19 protein-coding genes are annotated in these 15,440 nt (G+C 71.8%); 5 read left to right on the top strand and 14 right to left on the bottom strand.

The window, feature by feature from the left end:
• Positions 1-6: 6 nt before the first annotated feature.
• The 5 genes from fabG to B4E97_RS10585 all read right to left on the bottom strand — a co-directional run bounded on the left by fabG (position 7) and on the right by B4E97_RS10585 (position 4,744).
• Entirely contained in the window at positions 7-783 is a 777-nt protein-coding gene (gene fabG, locus B4E97_RS10605; protein ID WP_286959819.1) for a 3-oxoacyl-ACP reductase FabG, read from the bottom strand.
• An 85-nt stretch (positions 784-868) separates the two neighbouring features.
• Positions 869-1,852 carry an NADPH:quinone oxidoreductase family protein gene (locus B4E97_RS10600; protein WP_286959817.1) on the bottom strand — a complete coding sequence of 328 codons (984 nt, stop codon included), beginning with the start codon at positions 1,850-1,852 and terminating at the stop codon, positions 869-871.
• Complete coding sequence (locus B4E97_RS10595; protein WP_286959816.1) at positions 1,849-2,646, bottom strand: SDR family oxidoreductase; 798 nt, start codon at positions 2,644-2,646, stop codon at positions 1,849-1,851. The genes B4E97_RS10600 and B4E97_RS10595 overlap by 4 nt, the downstream gene beginning before the upstream one ends.
• A gap of 5 nt (positions 2,647-2,651) precedes the next feature.
• Positions 2,652-3,416 (bottom strand): SDR family oxidoreductase, encoded by a 765-nt coding sequence (locus B4E97_RS10590; RefSeq protein ID WP_029212306.1) that lies wholly within the window; start codon positions 3,414-3,416, stop codon positions 2,652-2,654.
• 182 nt (positions 3,417-3,598) lie between these two features.
• A complete protein-coding gene (locus tag B4E97_RS10585; protein WP_029212305.1) occupies positions 3,599-4,744 on the bottom strand; it encodes an acyl-CoA dehydrogenase family protein in 1,146 nt (381 codons plus the stop codon).
• Positions 4,745-4,877: 133 nt separating this feature from the next.
• Here B4E97_RS10585 and B4E97_RS10580 point away from each other — a divergent pair, with 133 nt between their 5' ends.
• Positions 4,878-5,468 carry a TetR/AcrR family transcriptional regulator gene (locus tag B4E97_RS10580; protein WP_286959814.1) on the top strand — a complete coding sequence of 197 codons (591 nt, stop codon included), beginning with the start codon at positions 4,878-4,880 and terminating at the stop codon, positions 5,466-5,468.
• Between the two features lie 116 nt (positions 5,469-5,584).
• Here the strand turns inward: B4E97_RS10580 and B4E97_RS10575 are convergent, their stop codons facing one another.
• The 4 genes from B4E97_RS10575 to B4E97_RS10560 form a co-directional block, all read right to left on the bottom strand.
• Positions 5,585-6,004, bottom strand: coding sequence for a type II toxin-antitoxin system VapC family toxin (locus B4E97_RS10575; RefSeq protein WP_286959813.1), 420 nt, complete (start codon positions 6,002-6,004; stop codon positions 5,585-5,587).
• Positions 6,001-6,237 (bottom strand): type II toxin-antitoxin system Phd/YefM family antitoxin, encoded by a 237-nt coding sequence (locus tag B4E97_RS10570; protein WP_286959812.1) that lies wholly within the window; start codon positions 6,235-6,237, stop codon positions 6,001-6,003. The genes B4E97_RS10575 and B4E97_RS10570 overlap by 4 nt, the downstream gene beginning before the upstream one ends.
• A gap of 133 nt (positions 6,238-6,370) precedes the next feature.
• Positions 6,371-7,651, bottom strand: coding sequence for an AI-2E family transporter (locus B4E97_RS10565; protein WP_286959811.1), 1,281 nt, complete (start codon positions 7,649-7,651; stop codon positions 6,371-6,373).
• Positions 7,652-7,879: 228 nt separating this feature from the next.
• Positions 7,880-8,452 (bottom strand): sugar O-acetyltransferase, encoded by a 573-nt coding sequence (locus tag B4E97_RS10560; protein ID WP_286959810.1) that lies wholly within the window; start codon positions 8,450-8,452, stop codon positions 7,880-7,882.
• 28 nt (positions 8,453-8,480) lie between these two features.
• On the opposite strand from B4E97_RS10560, the gene B4E97_RS10555 reads away from it, so the two are divergent.
• A complete protein-coding gene (locus tag B4E97_RS10555; RefSeq protein WP_239261814.1) occupies positions 8,481-9,800 on the top strand; it encodes an MFS transporter in 1,320 nt (439 codons plus the stop codon).
• Between the two features lie 65 nt (positions 9,801-9,865).
• On the opposite strand, the gene B4E97_RS10550 is transcribed toward B4E97_RS10555, so the two are convergent.
• Entirely contained in the window at positions 9,866-10,174 is a 309-nt protein-coding gene (locus B4E97_RS10550; protein ID WP_239264500.1) for a hypothetical protein, read from the bottom strand.
• A 14-nt stretch (positions 10,175-10,188) separates the two neighbouring features.
• Entirely contained in the window at positions 10,189-11,052 is an 864-nt protein-coding gene (locus B4E97_RS10545; RefSeq protein ID WP_286959809.1) for an aminodeoxychorismate lyase, read from the bottom strand.
• Positions 11,053-11,207: 155 nt separating this feature from the next.
• On the opposite strand from B4E97_RS10545, the gene B4E97_RS10540 reads away from it, so the two are divergent.
• Together B4E97_RS10540 and B4E97_RS10535 are read left to right on the top strand one after the other, a co-directional pair.
• Positions 11,208-11,672, top strand: a complete 465-nt coding sequence (locus B4E97_RS10540) for a nucleotidyltransferase domain-containing protein (RefSeq protein ID WP_205621886.1) — start codon at positions 11,208-11,210, stop codon at positions 11,670-11,672.
• On the top strand, positions 11,669-11,983 hold the full coding sequence (locus B4E97_RS10535) for a DUF86 domain-containing protein (protein ID WP_029212297.1): 315 nt from the start codon (positions 11,669-11,671) through the stop codon (positions 11,981-11,983). The genes B4E97_RS10540 and B4E97_RS10535 overlap by 4 nt, the downstream gene beginning before the upstream one ends.
• 557 nt (positions 11,984-12,540) lie before the next feature.
• Here the strand turns inward: B4E97_RS10535 and B4E97_RS10530 are convergent.
• Entirely contained in the window at positions 12,541-13,041 is a 501-nt protein-coding gene (locus B4E97_RS10530) for a hypothetical protein (RefSeq protein ID WP_029212295.1), read from the bottom strand.
• Between the two features lie 32 nt (positions 13,042-13,073).
• A complete protein-coding gene (locus tag B4E97_RS10525; RefSeq protein ID WP_019286707.1) occupies positions 13,074-13,640 on the bottom strand; it encodes a TetR/AcrR family transcriptional regulator C-terminal domain-containing protein in 567 nt (188 codons plus the stop codon).
• Between the two features lie 160 nt (positions 13,641-13,800).
• Between B4E97_RS10525 and bioB the strand changes: the two genes are divergently transcribed.
• Positions 13,801-15,081: a biotin synthase BioB gene (gene bioB, locus B4E97_RS10520; RefSeq protein WP_286959808.1), complete on the top strand. Its 1,281-nt coding sequence runs from the start codon at positions 13,801-13,803 to the stop codon at positions 15,079-15,081.
• A gap of 81 nt (positions 15,082-15,162) precedes the next feature.
• Here bioB and B4E97_RS10515 read toward each other — a convergent pair whose 3' ends face one another.
• A complete protein-coding gene (locus B4E97_RS10515) occupies positions 15,163-15,429 on the bottom strand; it encodes a DUF2277 domain-containing protein (protein ID WP_286959807.1) in 267 nt (88 codons plus the stop codon).
• Between the last annotated feature and the right edge of the window lie 11 nt (positions 15,430-15,440).

The following is a 15,440-nucleotide window of genomic DNA, read 5'->3' as shown; positions in this document are numbered from 1 at the left end:
GGTCGATCAGTCGCGTGGCCCGCCGGCCACGTAGATCACCTGGCCGCTCACGAACCCCGACTCCTCGGCACACAGCCACGACGCGGTGGCAGCGATGTCCTCGGGCTGGCCGACGCGGGCCACGGGGATCTCCTTGGCGGCGCCCTCGAGGAACTGCTCGAAGGTGATGCCCATGCGCTCGGCCAGGGCCTTGGTCATGTCGGTGGCGATGAAGCCGGGGGCGATGGCGTTGGCGGTCACGCCGAACTTGCCGAGCTCGAGCGCCAGCGTCTTGGTGAAGCCCTGCATGCCGGCCTTGGCGGCGGCGTAGTTGGCCTGGCCGCGGTTGCCGAGCGCTGAGGTGGAGGACAGGTTGACGATGCGGCCGTACCTCGCCTCCGTCATGTAGCGCTGCGCCGCGCGCGTCATCAGGAACGAGCCGCGCAGGTGCACGCCCATGACGGAGTCCCAGTCGTCGACGCTCATCTTGAAGAGCATGTTGTCGCGGATGATGCCCGCGTTGTTGACCAGCACGGTCGGGGCGCCGAGCTCGGCGGCGACGCGCTCCACGGCGGCGGTGACGGCGGCCTCGTCGGACACGTCGACGCCCACGGCGAGCGCGTGGCCACCGGCGCCGGTGATCTCGTCGACCACGCCCTGGCAGGCGGCCTCGTCGAGGTCGAGGACGGCGACGGCCATGCCGTCGGAGGCGAGCCGGCGGGCGACCGCGGCACCGATGCCGCGGGCGGCACCGGTCACGATGGCGGTGCGCTGGGTGCTGGTCTGGTCGGGCTGAGCGGTCATGGGGACTCCTCGTCGAGTGGTCGTATGTCGGGCCGTGCGGGTGCGGCGCTCGCGGGGCCGGGGGCCACCGTGCTCACCGCCAGTCTCAGGGGGTCAGGACGACCCGTCCAGTGGTGTCGCCCGCGCCGAGGCGGGACAGGGCGTCGGGCAGGTCCTCCAGCGGGACGCGCTCGCTGACCAGCGGGGCGATGGCCCCGGCGGCGAGCAGGCGGGCCAGCTCCTGGTGGCAGGCGAGCAGCGAGCGGGGGTCCTTGGTGGCGTAGAGGCCCCAGTGCAGCCCGAGGATCGAGTAGTTCTTGACCAGCGCGTGGTTGAGCGCCGGCGCGGGGATGTCGCCGGAGGCGAACCCGACCACGACGATGCGGCCCTCGAACGCGATGCACTTGGTCGACTGCTGGTAGGCCGCGCCGCCCACGGGGTCGTAGACGACGTCCGCGCCGTGCCCCTCGGTGATCTCCTTGACGCGCGCGGCGACGTCCTCGTCGCGGCGGTCGATGACGGCGTCGCAGCCGAGCCGGCGGGCGACCTCGACCTTGTCCGGCCCACCGACGACGCCGATGACCCGGGCGCCCGCGGCCTTGCCGAGCTGCACGGCGGCGCTGCCGACCCCGCCCGCGGCGGCGTGGACGAGCAGCCACTCCCCCTCCTGCAGGTGGGCGCGACGGTGCAGGCCGAACCACCCGGTCTGGTAGGCGATGGTCAGCGCCGCGGCCGCCTCGTCCGAGATGCCGTCGGGCACGGGCATGGTCGCGGTCGCGTCGAGCAAGGCCTCCTCGGCGAACCCGCCGTGCGGGACGGCGGCCATGCCGGCGACGCGCTGCCCCGGCCGGACGTGCTGCACGCCCGCGCCGACCGCGATGACGTCGCCGCAGACCTCGACGCCGGGCACGAACGGGAGCGGCGGCTTGACCTGGTAGAGGCCCTTGATCATGAGCACGTCGGGGAAGTTCGCGGCGGTCGCCCGCACGCGCACGTGCACCTGCCCGGGGCCGGGCTCGGGTGAGGGACGCTCGCTCAGCTCGAGCACGTCACGGGGCTCGCCGAGGGTGGCGACGGTCCAGGCCTTCATGCGTTCTCCTCGGTGGATCGGGGCGGGGCGTCATACCGGCGCTGCAGGCGCTGCATCCCGCGCACCCACGCGTCGGTGTCGGTGGCCCGGGCGACGGCATACTCCCGGACGCGGGGGTGGGGCAGGACCTGGTGGCGGCCCTGCTCGATCGCCTCGAGCAGCGTGGCCGCGACCTCGGCCGGCGTGAGCAGACCGTCCGCGGCGAGCAGCCCCTGCACGTGGCCCGCGCTGCGATAGATGGCGGTGTCGACGCCCTGCGGGCACAGGCAGTGCACGTCGATCCCGCGATGGCCGTATGTCGCAGCCAACCACTCGGCGAAGGCCACCGCAGCGTGCTTGGTGACGGAGTAGGGCGCCGCACCGATCATCGTGAGCAGCCCTGCGGCAGAGGCGGTCACGACGAACCGGCCGCCCCCGCTCTCGAGCCACGTCGGCATAAGCAGGCGCGCCGCCCGCACGTGCGCCATGACGTTGATGTCGTGGGCGAGCTGCCAGGTCTCGTCGGGCGTCTCCAGACCGCGGCCGCCCTGGATGCCGGCGTTGCCGACCCAGACGTCGATGCGGCCGAGGTGGGCGGTCGAGAGCTCGATCAGCGCCGCGATGCCGTCGTTGGTCGAGACGTCGGCGGGCACGGCATACGCGCCGAGCTCCGTCGCGGTCGCCAGCAGCCGCTCGGCGTCGAGGTCGTTGACGACCACGCGTGCCCCGGCTGCGAGGCAGGCCTCGGCGATGGCGCGGCCGATGCCCCCGGCCGCTCCGGTCACCACGACTCCCTTGTCGCGCAACGCCTCCATCGCGGTCAGCCGCCGATCGCCGAGCCGTCGATGAGCGTGGCGCCGCCGTCGAGGACCATCGTGTGCCCGGTCGTCCACGCGGCGTCGTCGGACAGCAGGTAGGCCACGGCCCCCGCGACGTCCTCGGGCTCGCCGAGCCGCTTGAGGGCGTAGCCGCGCGACGCCTTCTCCTCGCGCCCCTCGTAGAGCGCGACGGCGAACCTGGTCTTGACCACGGCGGGCGCGACCGCGTTGACCCTGATGGCGGGCCCGAGCTCGACGGCGAGCTCCTCGGTCAGGTGCAGCAGCGCTGCCTTGCTCGCGCCGTAGAACGCGATCCCCGGCGCCGCCCGCAGGCCCGCGACCGAGCCGACGTTGACGACGGAGCCGCCGTGCTCGCGCATCCGCACGGCATAGGCCTTCTGCACCCAGGAGAGCGCCGCCACGACGTTGGTGTCGAGGATCTTGCGCGCGACGTCGAGGTCGATCTCCATCAGCGGCCCGTAGGCCGGGTTGATCCCCGTGTTGTTGACCAGCAGGTCCAGGCCCCCGAACCGCTCGACGGCCGTCCGGATCGCCTCGTCCTGGTGGGCGGGGTCACCGGCGTTGCCCGCGACCGCGATGCAGTGCTCCTCACCGCCCATGGTCTCCACCGCGGCGGCGAGCGCCTCGGGCTTGCGGGCCGTGATCACGACCTTGGCGCCCTCGGCGACGAGCCGCCGCGCGATGGCCAGCCCGATCCCCCGGGACGCCCCCGTGACGATCCCGACCTTGCCGTCGAACCTGTTCACTACCTGACTCCTTCGTCGTCTGCTGCGTAGTAGAGAGGGTGGGTGCTGAGGGTGGAGCCGGGGTGCGGGTGGGCGGACAGGCGGGTCTGGCGGGAGCCGCGAGGGACGACCGGCGAGTGGAAGGCCGCCCGCCCGCACCCCGGCGACGCCAGGACGTCATACAGGCTGGTGCAGAGCCAGGCTCAGAGGCCCAGGTCCCGCCCGATGAGCTCCTTCATGATCTCGTTGCTCCCCGCCCAGATCTTGTGGACGCGGGCGTCGCGCCAGGCGCGGGCGACGCGATACTCGTTCATGTAGCCGTAGCCTCCGTGGAGCTGGACGCACTCGTCGAGGACGGCGCACTGCACCTCGCTCGCCCACCACTTGGCCTTGGCCGCGTCCACGGCGGTGAGGGTGCCCTCGGAGTGCGCGATCACGCACTGGTCGATGAAGGCCTGGGTGACCTCGCACTTGGTGACCATCTCGGCGATCTTGAACTTGTTGTGCTGGAAGGTGCCGATGGGCTGGCCGAAGGCCTTGCGGTCCTTGGTGTACTGGATCGTCTCAGCGAGGATCTGGCGGGCGTTGGCGAGGTTGCCGACGGCGGCACCGAGGCGCTCCTGCGGCAGGTGCTTCATCATCTCGATGAAGCCCATCCCCTCGGGCCCGAGGAGGTGGTCGTTGCTGACGCGGACGTTCTCGAAGAACAGCTCGGAGGTGTCGGACTCCTCCTGGCCGACCTTGTCGAGCTTGTTGCCCTTGGTGAAGCCCTCCATGCCGGCCTCGAGGACGAACAACGAGATGCCCTTGGCACCCTTGGTGGGGTCGGTGCGGACGGCGACGACGGCGAGGTCGCACTGGTGGCCGTTGGTGATGAAGGTCTTGGAGCCGTTGATGACCCAGTCGTCGCCGTCGCGGACGGCGGTGGACTTCAGCGCTGCCAGGTCGGAGCCGCCGGAGGGCTCGGTCATCCCGATGGCCATGATCTTCTTGCCGGCGGCGACGTCGGGCAGCCACCGCTGCTTCTGCTCCTCGGTGCCGAGGTGCACGAGATAGGGGGCGGTGATGTCGGCGTGGATGCCGAAGCACGAGCCAGCGGCGTTGGTGAACCTGCCGATCTCCTCGGCGAAGACGGCGTTGAAGCGGTAGTCGTCGATGCCGGCGCCGCCATACTCCTCCGGGATGCTGAGGCCGAAGAAGCCCTGGGCCCCGGCCTCCTCCCAGATGTCTCGGGCGATGACGTGGTCCCGGATCATCTCCTCCGCCCGGGGCGCGAGGGTCCGGTCCACGAACTCCTTGACGGACTGTCGGAAGGCCTCGTGGTCCTCGTCGTAGATGGTGCGCTTCATCGCGTCTCCTCCTGGTGACCGTGCGGTCGTCGCGTTGCCGGCAAGTGTGACTAAGCGCTTGCTTAGTTCATGGTCTCGCTAGAGAATCACCCATGACCCAGGCCCGGGTCAAGAGGTGAGAGGGGTGATCCGTATGCCGCCCGGCCCGACCCGCGACGCGCGTCACCGCATCAAGGCCGCCGCGCTGCAGTCCTTCGCCGACAAGGGCTTCCACGCGACCACGACCCGCGACATCGCCGCGGCCGCCGGCATGAGCCCGGCCGCCGTCTACGTCCACCACGCCAGCAAGGAGTCGCTGCTGCACGCCCTCTCGCTGGAGGGGCACGCCGAGGTACTGCGGCTGGCGCAAGAGGCCGTGGCGACAGGCGAGACCCCCACCGAGCAGCTGCGGGCGCTCGTGCACGCCTGGGTCCTGACGCACGCCGAGCGGCACACGGTCTCGCGGATCGTGAACTACGAGCTGGACGCGCTGACGCCGGAGCACCTGGCCGAGGTCGGGGACCTGCGCCGCCAGATCACCGACGTCTTCCGGTCCGTGGTGGAGGCGGGGGTGGCGTCCGGGGAGTTCGAGACCGACCAGCCCCGGATGACGGTGACCGCCCTCATCTCGCTGGGCGTTGACGTGGCCCGCTGGTGGAGTGACGACGGGTCGTGGACGGCGCAGGCCGTGGCCGACCACTTCACCACGCTGGCCCTGCGCCTCGTCCGCCCCGGCCACGCCTAGCCTGACCACGCCTGGCCTGACCACGCCTGGCCCCGGCCCTCCACCGGGTCGACCCTCGGAGCGCATCCCCCTGGCCCGTGAGTGGGCGCACGTGGCGCAGGCGCTGACTCGCTGGTTCAGGTGGCCGCACCCCACGGGTCGAGGACCTCCACGCCGGTGGGGGCGAAGTCGCTCACGTTGCGGGTGACGACCACCAGCCCGTGCACGAGCGCGGTGGCCGCGATCAACGCATCCCGCTCGGGCCGAGGATCTGGGACGTGCAGAGCCGCCGCACGCCGGGCGACCGCCAGGTCCGCGGGAAGCAGGCGGTCGGCATACTGCACGAGGACCCGCTCCTCGAGCCATGACCGCAGGACTGCCCCCTGACGCTCGTCGCGTCGTTCGACCAGGATGATGCCGGCCTCGATCTCGCGGATGGTGACCACGCTCAGGTATGCGTCGCGCCTGGCCAGCTGGGCGGCCCAGCTCACGACGCCGGCGTCAGCAGAAGGCTTGCGGAGCTCGCTGACGACGTTCGTGTCGAGCAGGAAGCTCACAGCGCTGGGACCTCGCCCAGGGTCCGGCTGATCACCGGCTCGAAGTCCACCTCGACGTCCATGCGCAGCGAGTCGAGGACGCTACCGGCCCCGGACAACCGCTCGTACTCGTCGATGCTGAGGACGACAAGGGTCGGGTTGCCCCGGTCGGTCACGAAGACCGGACCCTCCTTGGCCATCGCCTTGACCTTGGACGGCGAATGGTTGAACGTCCGCGCGTTCACGATAGTCATGAAACCACCTCCACGAGGAGGGTACTACGTATCTACAAAGTGGCGCGTGGTCCATCGGCTCGGACAGATCGACCGGCCTGCGGATCATCAGCCTGCTGAACGAGGCCCGGCTGATGCCTCTGCCGGGGGCGGGTCAGGCGACGGCGTCGTCGTCCTCGTTCTCCGGATCGACCGTGTCCTTGACCATCCCCGACTCGGCGGTCGCCGGGTTCGCCGCGATGAAGGCATTGGCCCAGCGCGCCTGCGGGTCCGAGTCGATCAGCACGGCCTTGATCAGCAGCGTCATCGGGAGGGCCAGGATCGCGCCCATCGGCCCGAGCACGGACGCCCAGAACAGCAGCGACAGGAAAGACAGCGTGGGGGTCACGCCGACGGCGTCGCCGGCGAACTTCGGCTGGATGATCGACTGCACGACGAAGTTGAGCCCGCAATAGGCCACGACCACCCACAGCGCCGTCATGGGGCCCTTGGCCAGCAGCGCCATCAGCGCCGGCGGGATCAGGCCGATGACGAAGCCGATGTTGGGGATGTAGTTGGTGAGGAAGCTCAGCACGGCCCACACCGCGGCCAGCGGGACGCCGAGCACGAGCAGCGCGGCCCAGTCGAGCGCCGCCACGATCAGGCCGAAGACCGTCGACACGATCCAGTAGCGACGCACGCCGCCGCCGAACGCGTCGAGCGCCTCGACGATGCGGGGGTGGTGCCGGCGCCCGAGGTCCATGCGCTTGCCCCAGCCCGTCGCGTCCATCATCAGGAAGAACAGGACGGTGAGGATGACGGCCAGCAGGCCGGTGAAGCTCTGCAGACCGGTCAGCACGGTCGTGACATAGCCCATGATGCTCTGCGGGTTGATGCCCTTGAGCTGGTCGAGCAGCGTGGACTCGCTGAGGCCGAACCTGCTCAGCTGGTCCAGCGACTGGGTGTAGAGCTGCTCGAACTTGCTGTTGTACTGCGGGATCTCGGCCACGAGCGAGGCGATCGACCAGCCCAGCGCGGAGAAGAACGCGATGATGACCGCGAACACGACCAGCCCCGCCAGGATCGAGCCGATCCACTCGGGCACGCCCTTGCGCGTCAGCCACCCCTTGAGCGGGTAGGCCGCGATCATCAGGTTGATCGCGAAGAAGACCGGCGCGATGAGGTCCTTGTTGGCCGTCATCCCCTGGATGCCGATCCAGGCGGCGGCAAGGCCGAGGAGGATCACCAGCATCCGGGGTATGCCGCCGGGGCGGGTCCACTCCTGCGCGCGCTGGTCGGCGATCTGGGCGCCGCGCCGCAGGCTTGCCTCGTGCGCGTCGTCCCGGGCCTGGCGCTTGGTGACCTTGCTGGCTCCGGCGCGGTCACCCGCGTCGGTGGTGGCGGGGTCGGCCGTCGTCCCGGGCGTCCCGGGGTCGTCCGTCGGTGGTGCGTCCATCGTCGTGCCGTGGCCTCTCGTCGGGTGCGTGCAGGGATCCATGACCAGACGCCTGCAGTTCGTCGCCTAGCGTGCACCATCGAGGCCGCATGACGGTGGCGCGCCGCCGAACGGATGCCACACCGTCACCCGGCGCGTGCTCCGCCATTCCTCTCGCCCCGAAGTGACCCGTCGGGGCATCTTGGGTGCGCAACCGCGATCTTTGAACGTTCCACGTGACCCGTCGGGTCAGAGCTCGCGGACGACGCGGGCCGGGTTGCCCACGACGACGACGCCGCGGGGCACGTCCTTGGTGACCACCGCGCCCGCGCCGACGATCGAGTCGCGACCCACCGTGACCCCGGCGAGGACGATCGCGCCGCCCCCGATCCAGACGTTGTCCTCGATCGTGATGGGGCGCGCGCCCTCCCAGCCCTCGCGGCGGGGACCCGGCTCGACGGGGTGGGTCGGCGTCAGGAGCTGGACGTTGGGTCCCATCTGCACCTGGGCGCCGATCCGGATCTCTGCCACGTCGAGCGCCATCAGGCCGTAGTTGGCGAACGTCCCCTCGCCGACGTGCAGGTTGTCCCCGTAGTCGACGTAGACGGGGGCGCGCAGGTGGGCGGTCTCGGCATACGACCCGAGGAGCTCCTCGAGCAGGCGGCGGCGCTCGTCGGCGTCCTCGCACGCGTTGGCGCGCCGCATGGTGGCCTGGGCCCGCTCCATGGCGGCGCCGAGCTCCTCGTCCACGCGATAGGGGTCGCCGGCGTCGCGGCGCTCGCGCATCGAGCGGCTGTCGGTGGTGTCGGGGATGTCCGTCATGCCTTCGACCGTAGGCGAGACTGGACCCGTGAGCACGCGAGGGTGGATCGTCTGGGTCGTCGGGGTCATTGCCTACACCGCGGCCGTGCTGCAGCGAACCTCCTTGGGCGTCGCGGGGATCGACGCGGCCAACCGCTTTCACGCGCCCGCGGGCATCGTGGCGTCGTTCGTCGTGCTGCAGCTGCTGGTCTATGCCGGGCTGCAGGTGCCGGTGGGGATCGCGCTGGACCGGTTCGGGACGCGGCGGATGGTCACGATCGGCGCGGCCCTCATGGCGGTGGGCCAGATCCTGATGGCCACGGCCGACGACGTCCCGACCGGTATGGCGGCCCGCGTCCTCGTCGGCGCCGGCGACGCGATGACCTTCGGCAGCGTCATACGGCTCGTCCCGGCGTGGTTCCCCCCGGGTCAGGTGCCGTTGTTCACCCAGCTCACGGGCCTGCTCGGCCAGGCCGGGCAGGTGCTCGCGGCCATCCCCCTGTCGGCTCTGCTGCACGGGCCCGGGTGGACCGTGGCGTTCGGCACGGCCGCCGCGATCGCCGCCGCGTCCTGCCTGCTGGCGGCGACCCTGCTGCGCGACGCCCCACCCGGCGCCGCCACCGCCGCGCCCGTGGAGCGACCGCCGATCCTGCGCCAGGTCAGCGCCGTGCTGCGGCATCCCGGCACGCGGCTCGGTCTGTGGACGCACTGGGTGACGGGGTTCGCGCCGATGGTCTTCGCGATGATGTGGGGCGTCCCCTATCTCGTGCAGGGCGAGGGTCTCTCGCCGCAGACCGCCTCCGCGCTGCTCACGCTCTTCGTCGTGCTGGGCCTCGGCATCGGCCCCGTCCTCGGGCTGCTGACCCAGCGCCATCCGCTGCGCCGCTCCAACCTCGCGCTGATGGTCACCGCCTGCAACGTCGTGCCGTGGGTGGCCGTGCTGCTGTGGCCCGGTCACGCCCCGATGTGGCTGCTCGTCGTGCTCGTCGTCGGCCTGGCGACGGGCGGTCCGGGGTCGTCGATCGGGTTCGACTTCGCGCGGACCTTCAACCCCTCGCACCGCCTCGGGGCCGCGACGGGCGTCGTGATCATGGGCGCCTTCACCGGCGCGCTGCTGGCGATCCTCGGGATCGGCCTGGTGCTGGACGCGACGTCGTCGGGCGGGCGCTACACGCTCGAGGGCTTCCGCCTGGCGATGGCGGTGCAGCTGCCGGTCTTTGCGATCGGGCTGGTGGGTCTCTATCGCTCGCGCGCCCTGGCCCGGCGGCGGTGGCGCGAGGAGGAGGGCGTGGAGATCCCCACCTGGAGCGAGGCGCTGTCGCGGGAGTTCGGGCCGTGGCTGGAGCGGCGGCGCGGGGGCCGGGGCTAGAGGCCGGACCTCGAGGGGCGGGCTCGGCGGGGCGGGCTCGGCGCTGGGCCGGGCGCGCCGGTGGGTCAGCGGATCAGGGCCCAGCGTCCCCCGACGCGGCGCAGCGCCCGGCCGTTGCGGCACCGGGCCACCTGCGCGACGGCGTGCACCATCCGGGCGCGCACGACGCGCGCCTCGTGGTCCTCCTCGTCGCGGCTGCTCGCGTCGATCGTGAACCTCACCGTGATCTGCGGCATCCCGCCGACGACGTCGAGCTGGTCCGCCTCGACCACGTGGGTCTCGCGCACCGTCGCGACCGCGGTCTGCAGCACCTCGGGAGGCGCGTGACCCGGGAGCACGTCCAGGACGTCCAGGACGATCCGGTATGACGGCACGCCCGCCGCCTGCCTCAGAAACCGTTGAGGGCGCGGACGGTCCGCGTCGCCTCGTCGTCCGTGCGCAGAGCCCGACCGTCCAGCGCGGTCACCGGCGCCACGCCGCGCACCGACGAGACGAGCCACACCGCGTCGGCCTCCGCGAGCTCCGCCGGGGTCACGAGGCGACGCTCCGCGCGCCAGCCGTGCTGCTCGGCGCCGCCGAGGATCTTGCGGGCGCTGATCGAGTCGAGGATCCCGGTCGCGCCGGTCGGCGTCGTCGCGATCACGCCGCCGCGCAGCCAGACGACGGCCGAGGTCGGCGCCTCGAGGACGTAGCCGTCGCTCGACGTGAACACCGGGTCGTCGGCCCCGCGTGCGGAGGCCTCGCGCTTGGCGGAGACGTGGACGGCATACGACAGGAGCTTGACCCCGCCGAGGAGCCACGGCGCGCCCTCGAAGCCGTCGCTCGCGTAGCCGCGCGGGAGGGTCACGACGCTGATGCCGGCGCGCTGGGCCTGCATGCGCTCGTCGACGGCGGTGAGGGTCAGGAAGGCGAGCGGGGTGCCGTCGCCGTGCTCGTCGCCGCGGGTCAGGACCATCTTGAGGGCCGCCTCGTCCGCGCCCTGCCAGACCTGCAGGGCGTCGCCGACCAGCTCGATCCACGCGTCGTCGTCGGCGAGGGGGATGCCGAGCGCGTCGGCCGACCGCCGCAGCCGCTCGAGGTGCTCGTCGAGGTCGTGGACCAGCCAGCCCTCGCCGTCCCAGCGCACGAGCGTGGCGTCGAAGCAGCCGTCGCCCCTGGTCAGTCCGAGGTCGTCGCCGCTGGCGAGCCCCGTGCCGCGGTCGACGACCCCGCGACCCATGACCGCCACGACCTGCTGCACGCGCTCCGCCATCCCCAGAACCTACCTCGGGCAGGCACATCCGCCCGACTTCGCACCCCAGGTCGATGTGCCGAGCTCAGGCGGATCTGTCGACGCTGGCCCCTCCAGCGAGAGGCGGGGGTCCGCGACGTCGGCCCAATAGCACTTGCTATAATGCCCGCATGGGGATGAGCTTGCACGACGTTGCGCGTCACACCGACGAGGTCACCGCCCAGGCGCGGGCCGACCTCGTGAGCGCCGTGAGGCGGGCCGCCTCCGCAGGCATGACCCAGACGGAGATCGCCCGGCAGATCGGTCGAAGCCAGCCGGAGGTCTCACGGCTGCTGCGCTTCCACGGCACGTCCCCGAGGGCTCGGGTCCTGCGAGCCAACGCCGACCGGGTCCGCGAGATCGTGGGTGGGGCCGGGGGGAACCGCGTGCGCGTGTTCGGGTCGGTGGCCACCGGCAAGGACGGACCGGCCTCCGACGTCGACCTCGTTTTCTCCGCAGGTCGGACGTTGAGCCTCATGGAGCTGGGCCGCGTCGAGGGCCGACTCGCCGAGCTGCTCGGGATGCCCGTCGACCTCGTGCCTGAGTCCGCGCTCCGACCCAACATCCGCGAACGGGTCCTCGCCGAAGCGGTCACGCTGTGAGGTCGACGGACGAGCTGCTCAGGGAAGCCCTCTTCCACTTCACGCTCGCCGTCGACTACGCCAACGCCACTGCCGACGACCAGATGGCGGTTGATGCGGCCTCCATGCGGATGTCGGCCGGCATCGAGACCCTCAACCGACTAGACCCCTCCGTTCGCGACCAGCTGTTCGGTGGAAGCTGGCCGCTGATGTGGGGGATGCGCAATCGAATCGCCCACGGATATCTCCTGGTGGATCCCGAGACCATCCGCCGCACCGCTCAGACCGACATCCCCTGGATCACGAGCGTGATCCGAGACTCCCTCGCCTGACGGCGTCACCGGGCAGGCGGGAGACGACGACGAGTGATCAAGTGCGGTCCAGGCATCTGCGGCTGCCCGGGCCGCATGACGCCTCGCCGCATCTCGCCCGGCCCACACGACCGAGCGCTTCCTCCGGCTCCTGCCTGATGCGCGCCAGGGTCGAGACCCCCATCGCGAGGCTGCTGAGGCTGAGGACGCCGGGCTCGTCGTCGAGCAGCTGCGTACGGCACGGTGTCGGATGCAGTTCTACGACGTGGGCGCCGTCGTGTGGATCCTGCGCACGTGCGTCTGGTGGGTGCCGGACTCCGCCGCCGATCGGTACCTGGACGAGCTGCGTGAGCTGGACCGGTCGATGAGGCACTGCGGATCGGGCGGTGGCCCACTCGACGCGCCACCTGGTCGAGGCCCGCCGCCCAGCGAGGTGAGCGCACCCTCCGACCTGCTCGCACCGGCCGTATGACGTCCCGCCACATCTCGCCGGGCTCGCCCCCCGAACGACTGTGCACGTGCTGCCGCCACCGTCCTCGCCGCGCTGGCACGCCTGCGTCGGCACCACCGCTGACGCGTCAATCCCGAGCCCGGGCCTCGCGGACGTCCTGCACGAGCCGAGGAGTGCGCCACCGCGTGACGGCGCCGAACCACTCGGTGGCCGGGTAGGAGAGCCGCACCACGAAGTAGTTGACGTGCTCCACGACGGCGAACGCCCACACCCCGACGACGAGCACGGCGGCCCCCGGCCTCGACGGCCAGTGGAGGGCGATGACGACGAGGCCGGCGGCGAGCAGGGTCGGGTTCAGCACGCGCAGGGCCTGATAGGCGCCTGCCATCGCGCGTGGCATCGTCGAGTGCGGCGTCCAGGTCCGCGCCGCCAGCCAGTAGGCGCCGGCCTCGACGAGGACGATCAGCAGCGGGGCCAGCCCTCCCCAGAGGGCCCGGGCCTCCGTGGGGGTCAGCCGTGGCAGCGCCATCTGGAGCGCGGCCACCAGGAACACCCCGGCGGCGACGAGCTCCCCCACCCCGAGGCTCAGATAGCGGCGGCGGAGGGCGGCCTCACGGTCTCGATCCATGGCTCCGATGCTGGCACGTATGACGGAGTGGGTCAGGTCAGGCGCGAGCGGATCCCGTCGACGAGCAGCTCCAGGCCGTAGGCGAACCGCTGGTCCGGGTCGTCCGGCGCCACGCCGGGGCCGGCCGAGGCGACGCCGAAGGCCTGCATCTGGGCGTGGCCCTGCTCGTCGACCGCGTGCCCCATGACGAAGTGCAGCACGCCGGCCGCGGCGGCCCGGGCATCAGGCGCGCGCAGCCCCGCCCGGTGCAGGATCGCCACCAGCCCGCGCGTGGGGTCCACGCCCTCGGCACGCATCGAAAGGACCGACGCGACCAGCTCGGCCCCGTCGCGGTGGGAGGAGAGGGCCGCGCGCAGGCCGTGGGCCCACGACCGCACCTGCCCGTCCCAGTCGAGCCGGGGGTCCGGCGCCGCCACCTGGCCCAGCATCGACTCGGCGATGGCGGCGAGCAGCGACTGCTTGTTGGCGAAGTGCCAGTAGAGCGCCGACGGCTGCACCTCGAGCGCACCGGCGAGCTTGCGCATGGACAGGTCGGCGAAGCCGTACGCGTCGAGCGTGCGGATCGCCTCGTCGAGGACGGCCTGCCGCGTGAGCGCCATACGGGCTCTCCTCCTGACCGAGCGCGGGGGTGGGGCCGGGACGAGAGCCCGGCCACACGAGGGCCCCTCACGTTGAGCGACCACCACCCCCTAGTTAACATGAACAGCGTTCATTGAACGGCGTTCATGACGCCGCTGACCGCTCGACGAGGAGAACCCCATGGACCTGCAGGCGATGGCGACGCGCGGCTGCGCCGGCAACCCGTGCACCCGCGAGGAGGCGCTGGCGGTGCTCGCCCTGCCCGACTCGGCCGTCCTCGACCTGGTGGCCACGGCAGGCCAGGTGCGGCGCGCGTTCTTCGGCAACCGGGTCAAGATGAACTACCTGGTCAACCTCAAGTCCGGCCTCTGCCCGGAGGACTGCTCCTACTGCAGCCAGGCCCGCGGCTCCGAGGCGGACGTGCTCAAGTACTCCTGGCTGAGCAAGGACAAGGCCGTCGAGGCCGCCACCGCAGGCATCGCCGGCGGCGCCGCGCGGGTGTGCCTCGTCGCGAGCGGCCGCGGCCCCTCCGACCGCGACATCGACAAGGTCACCGGCATCGTCGAGGCCATCAAGGACGCCGACCCGGCCGTCGAGGTGTGCGCCTGCCTCGGCTTCCTCAAGGGCAACCAGGGCGACCGGCTCAAGGCCGCCGGCGTCGACGCCTACAACCACAACCTCAACACCGCGGAGAGCAAGTACGACCAGATCTGCTCCACCCACACCTACGGCGACCGCGTCGACACGGTCCGGCAGGCGCACCTCGCCGAGCTGTCTGCCTGCTCCGGCTTCATCGCGGGCATGGACGAGACCGACGAGGACCTCGTCGACCTGGCCTTCGCCCTCCGCGACGTGGGCGCGGACTCGATCCCGGTCAACTTCCTGCTGCCGTTCGAGGGCACGCCGATGGCCGGCCACGGGATGATCAGCCCCCAGCGCTGCCTCAAGCTCCTGGCGATGATCCGCTTCGTCAACCCGGCGACGGAGATCCGGATGGCGGCCGGGCGCGAGGTGCACCTGCGGACCATGCAGCCGATGGGGCTGCACGTGGCGAACTCGATCTTCCTCGGCGACTACCTCACCAGCGAGGGCGCGCCCGGCCGCTCGGACCTGGAGATGCTGCGGGACAACGGGTTCGTGCCCGAGGGGGCGCCGGACGACTGGGCCGAGCGGCTCGACGCGATCGACGTGAGCTCGTATGCCGAGCCGGCCGCCCCCAGCGGGTGTGGCGGTCACGCCGGCGGATCCGGTTGCGGGGGTTGCGGATCCGCGGGATCCGGCTGTGGCGGACACGCGGCGGACGAGCCGGCCGCGAGCCAGCAGGCGCAAGGCCGGCAGTCGTCCGGGGAGGGCGGCGCGCCCGCCGCCCCGTCAGGCTTCTCGGCGGCGGCGGCCTTCGACGCCCCTGTCGTCAGCCCCCGCCGTCGTGGTGCGGGCACGCAGCTGCCCGCCAACGTCTGACCGGCCTCCGGCCGGATCTTCCTGAGGTAGTCACATCGACCTGGCGTGCGAAGTCGGGCGGATGTGACGACCTGAGGTAGGTCAGCCGAAGCGGGCGACGTTGCGGGCGCGGGCGCGCTCGGCCATCTCCTCGCGGCTGCGCGGCGGGGCCGTGGTGACGAGCTCGTCGAGCAGCGTCGAGGTGGCGGCCGTGATCTGCTCGACCGCGCGGGCATAGGCGTCCTCGTTGGCCTTGGACGGCTTGGGGGAGCCGGCCACCTTGCGGACGTACTGCAGGGCGGCGGCCTCGATCTCCTCCTGCGTCGTCGACGGGTCGACGTTGTGCAGGACGCGGATGTTGCGGCACATGCGGCAACCAT

It is taken from the genome of Arsenicicoccus sp. UBA7492 (assembly GCF_002479615.1).
GTDB lineage: Bacteria > Actinomycetota > Actinomycetes > Actinomycetales > Dermatophilaceae > Arsenicicoccus > Arsenicicoccus bolidensis.
Note: the sequence above shows the minus strand (reverse complement) of the source record. Positions and strands in the feature narration are given on the sequence as shown.